This window comes from Mycobacterium botniense (genome assembly GCF_010723305.1).
GTDB lineage: Bacteria > Actinomycetota > Actinomycetes > Mycobacteriales > Mycobacteriaceae > Mycobacterium > Mycobacterium botniense.
The window spans coordinates 1297877-1311785 of sequence record NZ_BLKW01000002.1 but is presented as its reverse complement, the minus strand read 5'-3'; the positions used below and the strand labels follow the sequence as shown (position 1 = coordinate 1311785).

13 protein-coding genes and 1 pseudogene are annotated in these 13909 nt (G+C 65.2%); 5 read left to right on the top strand and 9 right to left on the bottom strand.

Annotation, left to right across the window (positions count from 1 at the left end; translation table 11 throughout):
- The first annotated feature begins 79 nt into the window (after positions 1–79).
- Positions 80–226 (top strand): copper-binding metallothionein MymT, encoded by a 147-nt coding sequence (gene mymT / locus G6N08_RS06170; RefSeq protein WP_163755286.1) that lies wholly within the window; start codon positions 80–82, stop codon positions 224–226.
- A 30-nt stretch (positions 227–256) separates the two neighbouring features.
- Here mymT and G6N08_RS06165 read toward each other — a convergent pair whose 3' ends face one another.
- The 5 genes and pseudogenes from G6N08_RS06165 to G6N08_RS06145 all read right to left on the bottom strand — a co-directional run.
- Positions 257–2332, bottom strand: a complete 2076-nt coding sequence (locus tag G6N08_RS06165; RefSeq protein ID WP_163756757.1) for a beta-glucosidase — start codon at positions 2330–2332, stop codon at positions 257–259.
- A gap of 65 nt (positions 2333–2397) precedes the next feature.
- Positions 2398–2925, bottom strand: coding sequence for a TIGR04338 family metallohydrolase (locus G6N08_RS06160; RefSeq protein ID WP_163755285.1), 528 nt, complete (start codon positions 2923–2925; stop codon positions 2398–2400).
- On the bottom strand, positions 2922–3671 hold the full coding sequence (locus G6N08_RS06155; RefSeq protein WP_163755284.1) for a DUF2786 domain-containing protein: 750 nt from the start codon (positions 3669–3671) through the stop codon (positions 2922–2924). The genes G6N08_RS06160 and G6N08_RS06155 overlap by 4 nt, the downstream gene beginning before the upstream one ends.
- 56 nt (positions 3672–3727) lie before the next feature.
- Positions 3728–4567 carry an alpha/beta hydrolase gene (locus G6N08_RS06150; RefSeq protein WP_163755283.1) on the bottom strand — a complete coding sequence of 280 codons (840 nt, stop codon included), beginning with the start codon at positions 4565–4567 and terminating at the stop codon, positions 3728–3730.
- 196 nt (positions 4568–4763) lie between these two features.
- Positions 4764–5894, bottom strand: a pseudogene (locus tag G6N08_RS06145) (NAD(P)H-dependent amine dehydrogenase family protein); the annotation flags it as partial.
- Positions 5895–6022: 128 nt separating this feature from the next.
- Here G6N08_RS06145 and G6N08_RS06140 point away from each other — a divergent pair.
- The 4 genes from G6N08_RS06140 to G6N08_RS06125 all read left to right on the top strand — a co-directional run bounded on the left by G6N08_RS06140 (position 6023) and on the right by G6N08_RS06125 (position 10472).
- A complete protein-coding gene (locus G6N08_RS06140) occupies positions 6023–6847 on the top strand; it encodes a helix-turn-helix domain-containing protein (protein WP_163755281.1) in 825 nt (274 codons plus the stop codon).
- A gap of 96 nt (positions 6848–6943) precedes the next feature.
- Positions 6944–7681 carry a pirin family protein gene (locus tag G6N08_RS06135; RefSeq protein WP_163755280.1) on the top strand — a complete coding sequence of 246 codons (738 nt, stop codon included), beginning with the start codon at positions 6944–6946 and terminating at the stop codon, positions 7679–7681.
- 197 nt (positions 7682–7878) lie between these two features.
- On the top strand, positions 7879–9285 hold the full coding sequence (locus tag G6N08_RS06130; RefSeq protein WP_163755279.1) for a YhgE/Pip domain-containing protein: 1407 nt from the start codon (positions 7879–7881) through the stop codon (positions 9283–9285).
- Positions 9286–9446: 161 nt separating this feature from the next.
- Complete coding sequence (locus tag G6N08_RS06125) at positions 9447–10472, top strand: phosphodiester glycosidase family protein (protein WP_371869000.1); 1026 nt, start codon at positions 9447–9449, stop codon at positions 10470–10472.
- A gap of 255 nt (positions 10473–10727) precedes the next feature.
- Here the strand turns inward: G6N08_RS06125 and G6N08_RS06120 are convergent, their stop codons facing one another.
- From G6N08_RS06120 to G6N08_RS06105, 4 genes are read right to left on the bottom strand one after another with little or no spacing between them, the layout of a single operon-like run.
- The gene (locus G6N08_RS06120) at positions 10728–11624 is read right to left on the bottom strand and encodes a mammalian cell entry protein (protein ID WP_371868963.1); all 897 of its coding nucleotides are present in this window, start codon (positions 11622–11624) and stop codon (positions 10728–10730) included.
- Positions 11591–12187 (bottom strand): Rv1363c family protein, encoded by a 597-nt coding sequence (locus tag G6N08_RS06115; RefSeq protein WP_163755273.1) that lies wholly within the window; start codon positions 12185–12187, stop codon positions 11591–11593. Before G6N08_RS06115 ends, G6N08_RS06120 begins: the two co-directional genes overlap by 34 nt.
- Entirely contained in the window at positions 12184–13158 is a 975-nt protein-coding gene (locus G6N08_RS06110) for an RDD family protein (RefSeq protein ID WP_163755270.1), read from the bottom strand. The genes G6N08_RS06115 and G6N08_RS06110 overlap by 4 nt, the downstream gene beginning before the upstream one ends.
- Positions 13155–13853: an Rv1363c family protein gene (locus G6N08_RS06105; RefSeq protein ID WP_174813278.1), complete on the bottom strand. Its 699-nt coding sequence runs from the start codon at positions 13851–13853 to the stop codon at positions 13155–13157. The genes G6N08_RS06110 and G6N08_RS06105 overlap by 4 nt, the downstream gene beginning before the upstream one ends.
- Positions 13854–13909: the final 56 nt, after the last annotated feature.

Below are 13909 nucleotides of genomic sequence, written 5' to 3'. Positions count from 1 at the left end.
CCACGGTTGTCCGGGTCATGGGCAACCCGCAAGAACATCGGACCCCTCGGGGTCCCCGACACGAACGAGGGTGCAGTCAATGACAACCTATGAGACCGGGACCTTGCTGACCTGTGCGCACGAGGGCTGCGGATGCCGGGTGCGCATCGAGGCCGAATGTCACTGCCCTGAGGCCGGCGCCCCGTATCGGTGCACCTGTGGCGACGAAATGGTGCCCGTCGCGTAACGAGTCGACATCGGGCAGCGGGCAGACTGTTCACCGCCCGAGAAACCGGCCACCCAGTTGCACCTCGGCCACCAGTTGCGGAGCCGTCGCCGACGTGGCCAGCGCTATCGAGTAGGTGCCGGGCTCAAGCCGCCAGCCCCCGGCGCCACCGTCATATCGGGCTAGCAGGCGCGGCTCCGCCTCGATGGTCACCCGCCGAGATTCCCCCGGCTCGAGTTCGACTCGCTCGAATCCGAGTAACCGCAGCCGCTTTTCACTGGGAGCAGCGGTGAGGTACAGCTGCGGCACGTCAGCACCCGCCCGGTCGCCGGTGTTCATTACGGTGCAGCTGGCGGTGACGGTGTCACCGGCGCTGACCACCAGATCGCGGTGCTCGAAGCTGGTGTAGCACAACCCGTGCCCGAACGCGAACATCGGGACGTGCCCCTGCCTGGCGAACCACCGGTAGCCGACGTCGGCCCCTTCGCGGTAGCAGATCGTGGTCGGTGTCCCCCACGGCGCGCCCAGGCCCGGAAGCCCCGGGCGCGGTGTTTGACGGAGGTCGACCGGAAAGGTGATCGGCAGCCGACCCGAGGGATTGACGGTGCCGGTGAGAACCTCGGCGATCGCCTGGCCACCGGCCTGCCCCGGATACCATGCCTGGACGATCGCGTTGGCCGAATCACGCCAGGGCATGGCGACCGGATTGCCGGTCTCGAGCACCACCACGGTGTTCGGGTTGGCCGCGGCAACAGCGGCGATCACCGAGTCCTGACCCCAGGGCAGCGAGAGGTCAGCGTTGTCGAAACCCTCCCCTTCGACGCGGATCACGAACACGATGGCGATGTCGGCGCGGCGCGCCGCGAGCACCGCCTCCGCCGGGCTGAGACCCGGGTCGAACTCGATACGGGCATGGGGAAGGTGCTGTCTCAGTTCGGTGAGCGGCGGCGAGGGCAACAGGTACAGACTGCGGAAACCGCTGAGCGGGCCGGGCTCGCCGATCGGGAGGACGTCGGCGTAGCCGCCCGGCGGAACGACCGTGCTGGAGCCGCAACCCGCGACCACGCCAAGTTGGGCGTAGCCGCCGATAACAGCCACGTGCGCTTCCGATTCAGTGCCCAGCGGCAGCACGCCGTCATTCTTCAGCAGCACTATCCCCTGCCGGGCTATCTGTAACGCAATCCGGTGATGCGCAGACATATCCAGCGCTGGCGCCGCCCCCCACCGGTCGATTCCGACAGCGAACATCGAGCGCAGTATCCGCCGCACCATGTCCGACAGCCGCTCGCGAGAAAGCCTGCCGTCGGCGTAGGCGGCCCGCAGGGGCCCGCTGAACGCCTCGCCCTGCCATAGCAGGGCGTCGATCTGCGCGCCCGATTCCTGGTCGAGACCCTTCAGGGCGTATTCCCAGCTGCGCGTGGCGCCCCAGTCGGACATCACCCAACCTCGATATCCCCAAGCGCCTTTGAGCACAGTGTTGATCAGGGCGTCGTTTCCGCCCGCGTACTCTCCATTGACCTTGTTGTAGGCCGTCATGACGGCACCGGGCTGGGAGCGTTCGATGGCGATCTGAAATGCCAGCAGGTCAGATTCGCGGTGTGCATCCGGGTCGATGACGGCATCGAGCCAGTGGCGATTAGTTTCGTTACAGTTCAGGCTGTAGTGCTTGATTGTCGAGATGACCTGTTGCTGCTGTATTCCGTTGATCGACGCTGCCGCCATCGTGGCACTCAACAGCGGATCCTCGGAGAGGTATTCGAAGTTGCGGCCGTTGCGTGGATCGCGTGCCAAGTTGATCCCGCCCGCCAGTAGCACATTAAACCCGCGGCTGCGTGCCTCGGTTCCGACCACCTCACCGGCCGCGCGCGCCAGCGCAGGGTCGAAGGTGGCGGCCAGCGCCAGCCCGGCCGGGAGCGCGGTGGCGGTGTCACCCGGCCGATAACCCGGGTTGGTCACACCCAGGCCGGCGTCGCTCATCAGCAGCGCGGGCACTCCTAGGCGCGCAACGCCTGGTACGTACCCGGCGCTCATCGGAACGTCCGCAGGGATGCGCTCGTCTCGCACCGGCAGCATCTCGCTAGCGCCCATCACGCTGACCAGCAACGAGAATCGCTCGTCGTCGGTCATCTGCGTTTCGATCTCGCGCGCGCGGGCATCGGCGTCTGTGTCGTACCGCAGTGCGGCGCGATTGCTCACCTGCTCAACGCTAATCGCACGCCCTCTTCGGCGTACACAACCCGCAGTACGTGCCCCGATTCGGGGCCCATCACCAGCTCGGTCAGTGTGCACATCGTCGCGACGAACTCCGGACCGTGTGGTGGCTGGGCGCTGCACAGGTGATGCGCCATTTCATGCAGCACCACCAACTCACGCATCGCCCAGTCGGCTGCGTGACGATCCGGCACTGCGATAACGGCTGCGCCGTCCCGGTTTTCGTAATGAGCGGCGGTAGCAGCCTGTCGTGCTCGCACCGTCAGTGAAGACACCGCGGGCCAGTGCCGTCGCACCGCCGGCAGCGCCAGCACGGCATCGACATAGCGCTGCACCGCGGCAATCGAACCGAACCGCGCCTCTGGAGGCAGCGTCAGCTGTGAGCCGAAGAACTCGACAACCGGTAATCCATGCTCAGCGGCGCGGTCGAATAAGGTCCGCACGAACTCTTCAGCCGCGTAGACCTTCGAGCGTTGCGCGTCACGCACCGCCGAACCCTGCGCGCTCATCGGCCCAACGCTGCCCGCGCCGACGGCAGTTCCGGGCTGGTCCCCAGCCGCGCCCGTCTGCCGGCGCGGTCACCCGCGCGGCGTGCGGCCGCCGAATACCCGGCGGCAGCCCGGCTGGCCTGCCAGGTGCCGCGCGCCTTCGTCATCCTGCGGTAGAAGTCGTACAGCTCGATTTCCTTGTCCCGCAAAGCAACCGCAGTACCCGGTGCCCGGTTGTGATCACGGGTCACTTCCCGCCGGGCCTGCTCACGGGCCTCGGCCAGCCGCTGACCGACCCGCGCTCCGAACGCCAGCTGGAAGTTCAACCGGGCGGTGATCGTCGGCGTTGGGCGGTGCGCACCCGAGGCGAGGTAGGCGTCACACGCACGTACCATCTGCACCACGAGGCTGGCATAGAGGGCATGGGTGACGTCGATGTCCTCGACGAACCCGTAGGCGTAGACGAACGTCGAGTTCGCCGCCACATCACAGCGCACGTCGTTGGCCGCGGCGATCAACACGAAAAGCTGCACATAGGTTCGCAGTCCTTTCGTGCCCGCGGGGCCGATGGTGATGGTGCGCTGGATCGGAGTCCGCGCGGCCGAGCGGGCGGCCCCATGCGACCGGGCCACCGCCAAGTCGATCGATGCCGCCGTGGCCAGGCGCTGGGCCGCTGCCATGAATGCTTCAGCCTCATGGGGATTGTCAGTGCCTTCGGCCTGGCGCAGTAAAGCGGCGATTCGGGCGAGGATCTTGTCGTCGGTCATGGCACTAACCTAAGCGACCCGTCGGACAGATCCGGGTGCGCCGAGTCGGCAGTCGCTCAAATTCGTGCCGAAATCCAGGCGACGACATCGTCGAGCACCTGGTAGCGCTCCGGCTCGTTGAAGACTTCGTGATAAAGCCCCGGGTAGATGGTCAGCTCGACATCAGACGAGCCGACGCATTCCACCAGGCGGCGGCTGCCGTCCACCGGGATCAGCCGGTCTTCTGAGCCGTGCACCACCAGCAGCGGCGCGGTGAGCGCCGGCGCTCGCCGCGGCATGGTCTCGCCGACCTGTAGCAAACCACGGGCGATACCGGCGGGAACCTTTCCGTGGTATACCAGCGGATCGTTGGTGTAGGCGGCGACCACCGCGGGGTCGCGTGATATCGCGGCGACGTCGAGTTTCTGCAGCGGCAGGCCGGGCGCGACTGCACCCAGGATCTTGGCGAGAACCACCAGCAGCGGTGACACAGACTGCTGCGCCGCGACTGCGGGTCCAGACAGCACCATCAAGTCGTAGTCGTCGGGGTGTTCGACACCCCAGGCGAAGACGATTCCACCACCCATGCTGTGTCCGAGCACGATACGGGCCACACCGGGGTGTTCTTGACCGGCGATGCCGACCAAGGCGTGAAAATCGTTGAGATACTCCGACATATCTTTCAGCAGCACCCGCTTGCCGTCTGAGCGGCCGTGTCCACGGTGATCGAGCGCGTAGGTCATCAGCCCGCTCTCGCCGAAACGCCGCGCGACGTGGTGGTAGCGGCCGGCATGCTCACCGAGACCGTGCGCGAGGACGATCACCGCTTTCGGGGTGGTGTGCGGTGTCCAGATGTCGTAGACAATGCGCACACCGCCCACACCGGCGAAGGTCCGTTCACAACGGGTGGTAACCATCAGGGCAGCCTAAACCGAATCGTCCGGGCTCGTGCCGGCGTAAGCCGGGTAAGCCGGCTGAGACGCACTGCGTGCGCTCGAATTCGGGAGCCTACCCATCGGGGAGCTTTCCGCTGGGAGCACGGATTGTGCCGTGGTTGCCGGTGACGGGCGGCGATTGGTCAACGAGGGTGCGCCGACTGCCCGCCGGCGCCGACCAGAGCCGGCTGTCCGGTGACGGTCCGGGCACCGGCCGCACCAGGCCGGCACCGGTGATCAGCGGCAGATCCAGCGCCGACAGCAAGCCCGGCGGGGCGGCGCACACCGCAGGGATCACGTTGACCATCCGCGCGGCGCCAGCAATTCGTGCACCCAGATCATGGTCGTGATCGTCGGCCAGCTCCAGTTCACAGCGCATACTCGGGGAACCCTCGATCTCCACCCGGTACACGCCACGGCCAGACGCTCCCGGATAACCGAGGTCACGCGGCGGGATCGAAATATGCGGTTGCGGCCAGTGTGGGGCGATGTCGTCGTGGATACGAGTCACATGATCGACGACGAAAGTCGGTGTGTCCCCACTGTATCCGGTCAGCGTCGACCGCATCGCCGCAATCGTCCCGGCCGCGATATGCCCGGTGGGAGTATCAAATGACGTGTCCGCGGCGAGCCGTTCCACTTTCTCGTCGATGTGGTCGATCCGCACGCCCAGCCCCCGCGCAAGCTGGTGCAGGACTGGCCCCCAACCGAAGGTGAACGCGCCGGGCGCAGCCGCCAACGCGCTGGCCTCGGGTGGTTTGCCGAAACCGAGAATCTCGTATACCGCCTGGGTGTCCGGGTAGGTCGCGTAGTTGAAGATTTCCGTCACCCGCACACTGTGGATCACCCGTGCAACCCCCGAGAGCACCAGAGGCAGGATATCGTTGGCGAACCCCGTATCGATTCCGGTGGTCATAAACGAGACACCGCCGGCTAGCGCCGCTTCGCGGAGTGGTTCGGTGAAAGCCGGGTCAACGGCGTCCGGATAGACCAGCGGCACCACGGAGCAGGACACTACATTTTTGCCCGCCCGCAGGAGAGAGGCCATCTCCTGCACTGCCTCGGCCGGCCGCAGGTTGGCGGCGGCGGCGTAGACTACCGCGTCGGCGTTGCCGGCGAGCATCGCGGCGGGATCCTGCGTCGCCACCACACCCACCGGGCCGATCCCACACAGCTCACCGGCGTCACACCCCGCCTTCGCGTCGCTGTGCACGACGAGATCGACCAGGTCCAGCTGCGGATGGTCGATCACTGCCCGCAGCGCGATCACACCCATCGACCCCGGACCCCACACGCCCACCCTCAGCATCACCAGTCTCCATATATTAGGAAGTCGTTGCTAATATTTGGGACGGATGGTAGGAGCTGCGTATGGGTTCGTCAACAAGCCGACCGCAGCGATCCAGCCGGCCCAAATCGCCACCCACTCGCCGTGTCATGGATGTCCTTGCTGCGCTGGCGGATTCACCGGCTGGTCGAACTTCGGCTGAACTGGCCAAGCTGTGCGGCATCAGTACCTCCACCTGCGCGCTGCTACTCACCGAGCTGGAGCAGGGTAGCTGGGTGGCCCGCCACCCGGATCGGCGTTATGTCCTCGGCGCCGGCTTGTTCAAGCTGGTCAACGGTCTGCGGGCGCAGTTTCCACTGTTGGATCGCGGCCGCGAGGCGCTCACATTCCTGCACAGGACACTGGGTGCAGGCTGTTCGATGTCGAGGATCGGCGATCGGCACCTGACCACGGTTGATGCGGTAGGGCACGGCACCGATGGCGAACACGCTGTCGGTCAGCGCTTTCCGATCGATCCACCGTTCGGTTTGGTTGCGATGGCGTGGCGCGATGACGACGCGGTCGACGCATGGTTGCGCCGGGTCAGACCGCGGCTGACCGAGACCGACGCCGCTCAGCACCGCCGGGTGCTCGCTGACATCCGCAACCGTGGCTACGGGGCGTGGCGCTTCGGCGACGCGCACGCGGCACTACACGACCGGCTCGCTGCGGTGTTGGCCTCGGTGGACACCAGCGAGCAGGTGGCCCGGCAGCTCAGCACGCTGATGACCATGGTCACACTCGAATCGGTGACCGGAGTTCTTGAGAGTAAGCTGGCCTCAACCGAATTCGTGGTCCTGCCTATTTTCGGTCGCGATGGCCAGCCGGCTTACCAAATCGAAATCCACTTAGCCCGTCCCGAGACCCTGACGCTGTCTGACCTCGACGCAGCACTCAGCCACGCTCGGCAGCTGCTGGCAGCCGCGGTCGTTTGACACCTCCCAGGCCGGCCACGGGATGTATTGCAGTGTGTGCGGCACCCGCTCGCGGCTGGCGGCGGCTAGGGGTGGTGCAGCCGCTACCCTGAAGCCATGCCTGCCGCCGTCGACATCCGCCGTGCCGCAGAACGGGCCGTCACAAAGACCTCCTGGCTGACTTCCAGGCATTCGTTCTCGTTCGGCGATCACTACGATCCGGCCAACACTCATCATGGCGTGCTGCTCGTCAACAACGACGACACCGTCGAGCCGAACAGCGGCTTTGACCCCCACCCGCACCGGGACATGGAAATCGTGACATGGGTGCTGCAGGGCGCACTGGTGCATCAAGATTCCGCCGGAAATCGCGGGATGATCTACCCCGGCCTGGCTCAGCGCATGTCAGCAGGCACCGGCATCCTGCATTCGGAGAAGAACGATTCGCACACGTTGCCAGTACATTTCGTCCAGATGTGGGTCATCCCCGATCACAGCGGTATTGCTCCGAGCTATCAACAGCGGGAGATCGACGAGCAACTGCTGCGGGGCGCCCTGGCGCCGATCGCCTCCGGCATCCCCGGACGCGACGCGGCCCTCATGATCCACAATCGCCATGCGGCGCTGCACGGCGCACGGCTGCAACCGGGTGAGCGGGTCGAACTGCCCTCGGCGCCCTATCTGCACCTTTTTGTCACACGCGGGCGACTCACCCTGGAGAGTGACAGCGATCGACCTGACACCGTGGGTGAGGGTGATGCAGTCCGGTTCACCTCGTGTTGCGGTGTGCGTGTCGGTGCCGTCGAGCCATCGGAGATCCTGGTCTGGGAGATGCATGCGGCACTGGGCAGCTAGGTGGTGGGTGAAACGACTGGGTCGTCGGGGAAAAGCTCGGTCCCAACGTGCCCGCCCTCGCATCCGCTACCCGTCTGCAGCAAGTGAGCGGCGATGACGCGGCAGTCCGTGTCCGTGATGCTCGCCACGACCACGTAATCGGTGCAATCGGCGTCCCCCACCAGGACTGAGGGTGACCCCGGCAAAAGGAGCCTTGCATGACTGACAGAGCGCCCCGGCACGCAGCCAGGTCCGGCGACGATGCCGACCGGGCAGCGTCCCCGGAAAAAGCCGCCCGAGAGCCCCGACCGCGCGCCGGCCGATCCGGTTCAGCCGGTCGCAGAGCCACCCGAACCATACGGTTCTGGATTGCGCCGATCGTCATCACGTTGGCAGTGCTCTCGGCGTTGGCCGCCTTGTACCTGGGCGGAATCTTGAACCCGACATCCAGCCTGCGGCATTTCCCCATCGCCATCGTGAACGAGGATGCCGGGCCGGCCGGTGGGCAGATCACGAGCAGGTTGGTATCGGGATTGGACAAGAACAAGTTCGACGTTCGGCTGCTCTCCCGCGGCGAGGCTTGGCACCAGCTGGACACCGCCCGGATCTACGGCGCCGTGGTGATCCCGCCGAACTTCTCGTCACGGGTGCGCGACTTGCCGCAAAACCTCATGCGCCCTGGACACGCGGAGCGACCCGTCATCACGATCGTGACGAACCCGCGAGCCGGCACTCTGGGCTCCAGCATCGCCGGCCAGACCCTCGGCGCAGCGCTGCACGCACTTAATACCCTGGCAGGTCAACGTCTTTCCCAACAGATCACGCAGCATACCGGTGGCGCACCGCAATCGGGTGCCCTGTCGCTGGTGATGGGCAGTCCCATCCAAATCAACACCGAGGTGCACAATCCCCTGCCGGACGGCACCGGGAATGGATTGTCGGCTTTTTACTACTCGCTGTTGCTGCTGCTCGCGGGGTTTACCGGCAGCATTGTTGTCAGCACCCTGGTCGACTCGATGCTCGGCTATATACCTGCCGAATTCGGCCCGGTGTACCGGTTCGCCGCGCAGGTCAACATCTCGCGGTTTCGCACCTTGCTCATCAAGTGGGCGTTAACGGTAGTGCAGGCCGCGCTCACGTCGGCAGTGTATATCGCCATCGCCAAAGGGCTCGGGATGCCGATTTACAACGGGTGGGCACTCTGGCTTTACGGTGTGTTTGCGATTAGTGCGGTCGGCATCACGTCCACCTCGCTGATCGCCGTGCTGGGCTCGATCGGCCTGTTGGCCAGCCTACTGGTGTTCGTGATCCTCGGCTTGCCGTCGGCCGGCGCGACGATCCCGCTCGAGGCCACACCGTCGTTGTTCGGCTGGCTAGCCACCTTTGAGCCCATGCATCAGGTGTTCTTGGGGGCCCGGGCTCTGCTGTATCTCGGCGGTCGCGCGGACGCCGGCCTCTCCCAGGCACTGACGATGACGGCCATCGGCCTTGTCATCGGGCTGCTTCTGGGGAGCGTTGTCACCTGGATCTACGACCGTCGCGGCTACCACCGGATTCCGGATACCACCGCGCACCCACGCACCGGCGATTCGGCGACGCGGGAAACACTAACCGGCCAAACGTAATTGCACCGCAGCTGAAGCGTCACACGATCGTTACGCAGGTTGAGTGTGTTACCTGTGTTTCTGGTGTTGTGTTTGTTGTGTATTGGTGTCGGACCGAAAGGTGCGCTGTGATCAGTCTTGCTTCCAGTCTCCGCCGCGCGGTGTCCTGTGGCGCCGGGCTGATGCTGGTTGCGGTGCTGGCGGTGACCACCGGGCAGCCTGTCGCACACGCCGGGGCACGTGACTTGCTGGCCAATGCCATTGCCACCACTCGGGGCTCCTATTTGGTCTACAACTTCGGGCCCGGCCATCCCACGCCGATGCTCAATGCCAACGGTGAGTGGTACGAGATGAACAACGGTGGTCACCTCATGATCATCAAGGCTGCGTCGCAACGACTTTCACCACACCTGCTAGTGGACACCCACACCGGTTACCAGGCGCGATGCGAACACAATCCCGGTGCCCGTACCAGCGACGGATTGTGGCAGGCTTCCGAGACCTACGCCCCGCTGCAAGCCTGGCAAGTGTTGGGCCAACCGACAATCGCGATCAACGCCAACTTCTTTGATATCCGCGGACAGCACGGCGGTTCATGGAAGTCGACCGGCTGTAGCTCACCGATGGGCGCGTTCGTCGACAACACGCGCGGGCAGGGTCGGGCCAACATGGCGGTCACCGGTACCATCCCCTACGCCGGCAAGCCGGGCCTTTCCGGTGGCGACAATCACTGGACTGCGCTATCGACGATGATCCTGCCGTCCGGCGCTGCGCCGTATGTGGTTCGCCCTAAAAGCAGAGAAGATTTTGACGCCGCCGGACCGGTCATCCAGGGCTTAGTGGACAAGGGTGCCAAGTTTGTGGCGGTGAGCGGCATCGGGCTGCTGTCTCCGGGCGACACCGGTCAACTCAATGACGGTGGGCCCAGCGCGGCGCGAACGGCCATCGGCTACTCCCGGCAAAAAGATGAGATGTATGTCTTTCAGGGCGGTAACTACACCCCCGATAACATGCAGGACCTGTTCCGCGGCCTGGGCAGTGATAATGCGGTGTTGCTCGACGGGGGTGGATCGTCGGCGATTGTGTTGCGCCGGGATACCGGCGGCATGTGGGCCGGAGCAGGAGCACCGAAGGGAAACTGCGACACCCGCCAGGTTCTCTGCGATTCCCATGAGCGCGCGCTGCCCAGCTGGCTTGCATTCAACTGACGCCCCCCACACACGAACTATCGGCCCGGAACCGGCGCGGGTTGGTGCCGCGCCGGCGCACCGGGAATGGCGTTTCCACCCGGTGTAACGCTGCAGCGCAGTCTTTCCCGCTCACCCATGCCAGCGGCTCGCTTCGGCCAAAGGCTGGGCACATCGGCCCCGCCGAGGCAACGGGGAGCAGCACCGGCGGTGAAATAACCGCTTCGCTACCAGCACATCGCATGGGCACAATCACCACCTCCCCGACCGGCCGCACTACAGGCGGGGCGTCAAATCCAGGGCGGTGATCGTCGTCATCCTGGTCACGAGCCAGCGGGCGTGCTCACGCTTCATGAACAGCCGGTACGACAAGTACTTCAGCGACGGGATGCCCTTGGTCAGCGGACTTGTCGAGGTGGTGTTGGTGTAGACGATGGCGATAGCCTCGGAGCCGTTCAGCGATTCCACCGCCGCCCCGGTCACCTGGGTGTTATTGGTGATTTTCGCCTGTTTGTTCGCTGCGGCGATCCGATCGACGAATTTACGGTATTGGGCCTCGAAATCGCCGGTCAGGTAGTTGCCCGCACGGTCTGCCAGCGTGTCCATGTTCTCGGGCGTGTAGGTCCACAACGTGGTAATCGCATTGGCCGCGGTTCGCGCGATCTTGAGCTTGGTGGCCACGGTGGCCTGGTCGGCAAGATACGGTTGGACCGCTGCGCCGGCAAACGCCGCGGACCCCACGAACAGTGCCGCCGCCGCGCCCACAACAAGGACAAGCCGCTTACCGGCCGGCTGCCTGGTCCGTGTCGCACCAGTCTGTTCGACTTCCGGCGCCGCCTCGGCGCCGCTGTGGTCGGCGGCGTCGTGTGTTTCGTCGCTCTGGATGTCGTCTGGTTCGCTGGACGCTGAATCTGTTGTGGTGTCGTGGCTTTCGTCCGTTCCTGATAAGGATTGACGCTCGGTGCCAGGGTGCGGATCTTGTGCGCTGGGCAGCCCGGCATCGGTCTCGGCGGCAGCGTCGCAACCGGTGACGTCCGCTCCGGAGGACGCCGGGTCGACGTCCTCGGTGGCCGGGGACGCGGTGCGGGCGCGACGAAGTGGCCGCCACCGAGACATACGCCGCGGCGGTCGGGCTCCGGTCACATCACCTGCAGCAGGTTGCTGATCTTCCACTGGCTTCCTTCCTGCTTGGCGGTGGCTACCCAGCGATTCGTGTTCTCAATGACCTGTTTACCGTCCGGCGACTTTGAAGCGACCGCGGTGGCCACCAGGACGGTGGCGCTACCGTCGTCGTTCCAGCGTTCCACGCCGGCGTCCAGTACAGTGCCCTTGGTCGGTTCGGCTCGCGCGATCCCAAGAAGGATCTCGTTGGCGTGGTCCTGGTACTGCTTGGCGAAATCACCCGTGGCCTGATCCAGGATCCGATCCACATAGTCGTTGGCGTGGAACGGATCGATGGATGTGAACTCCGCCATGAAGGCGCGCACATAGGTGAGGACGGCGGCGTCCTTGACCGTTGTGCGTCGGTCCGCTTCATGCGAAACCAGCATGAGGATGCACGCCGTGATCGCGGCCAGCGCCACCACGGCAGCCGCAGCCGCGGTCAGCGGCAAGCCCCACTGCCGGGATCGCAACTGCCAGGTGGGCCGTCGCAACGTCCACCAGCGCGATGGCCTGCCCGTCGGCGCGACCAGAAGCGGCCGCTCGCCGGGTTGAATCTTGCGCCGGGGACTCATTTTCCGTTCTGACCCGGTTTGGGTTTTGTCAACACGCTGAGGTCGTCAACACGCCAACGCGCGTCCGCGCCTTTGGCGAAAGTCGCCCGCACTGTTGCGCTGATGTATCGTTCTTCCGGTGGCGAGCCTCGCCGGCCCTGCATAAACAACAGCATGGTGGCCCGATCCGGCGTCGCCGACTGGATCGAACTGTCGGCGACCCAATACTCGTTGGTGACGGGGTGACCTTTTTGCACCGCCGCCTGCTGGGCGGCCAACTGTTCACGGTATTTGTCGGTGGCCAGCGACCGTGCGCGTTCGAAATCACTTGGTAGCGTTTTGGGATCGTAACTCAGCATCTCGCTGACGATTTTGGGCCCCTGCCGCGCAATCTGGGCGCGAGTGTGCTCGGTGGCCCGGTCATTGCGATACACCGCGGCATAGCCGAGCACGGCCCCTGCGGTGCAGGTGAATGCCGCTACCGCTAGCACCGCCACCGCCAGCGGGCGCACATTCCTGAAAGGCGGGCCAGGCTCAACCCGGACCTCAGTGCGCAGCAGTAAGTCGGCGAAGGTGCGTCGCCGCGAATCCCACAGCGGCCACAGCCAACCCACCAAAACCGACAGGGTGTCAAGCAGATGGGCGAGATCTCTGCTCAGCAGCAGCCACGGTCCCGCAGCCGAGCCGTCGCTGCGGGTCACCCGCACGCCGGCAGCTGCCCGGCCCAGGCTCCAGCCGGTGACACTCGGCAACAGCCACCGGTTGACTCCCATCAGCACAATCACCAGCGCCGCGACGCACACGCACACCCACCACCAAGGGCCGCGCAGCGGCATCATCAACGCAACCAGCGCCATCGTGACCACCACTGCCACACCTGGCACCAAATCCAGCACGAAAGCACCAGCTCGGAGGCGCCAAGGAGCCAACGCATTCGGGGATGCTTCTGGAACAGCCTCAGATGTTGCGGTCTCGTCGACAGCTACCGTCACTTTGTGACCTGGTCGAGTTTGGATATCTTGTAACGCCCCTCGTCGCGCGTCATTCTCACGCGCAGGCGGTAACCGGTCTCTTGATCTTTGAATTCACTGTTGGTCACCTTGACACGCAACGCCACCAGCACATCCACCGAACCGTCTTTGTTATTGCGCTCGACAGCCGCCCGCATGTCCGACACCTGCACATGAGCGTTCGCGGCCTGATACGCGTCGACGAGCAAACCGCTGTATAGCGCAGCCTGCGCCCCGAAATCGCCAGTGGAGCATTCCACAATCTTGCGGGCGCTGGCGGCCATCGCAGAGGTGTCCGGTGCTCGCGTTGCGGCGACGCATTCCTTGGCGGCTTGCACGGCTGCAGCGTCATTGCGGGCGAGAGCCTGGCTTTGACGATGAGCACGCAACGCGAAATAGCCGCCAGCACCCACACCTCCGGCCAGCAGCAGAAGTGCCACAGCAATACCGGCGAACCAGCCCCGGCCCAGTCGGGAAGGACCGCGCACCGGGACGGGCGATGCCGAGTCCGCTGCCACCTCAGAGCCACTGTCGGCAGCCGTCTGCGAATGCTCGGCCGTCACCTCGGGGCCAGTCTGGTCGGCTCCGGCCTCAGATTCTCGCGAATCCTCGGCCGTCACCCCGGGGCCAGTCTGGTCGGCTCCGGCCTCAGATTCTCGCGAATCCTCAGCCGTCACCCCGGGGCCAGTCTGGTCGGCTCCGGCCTCAGATTCTCGCGAATCCTCGGCCGTCA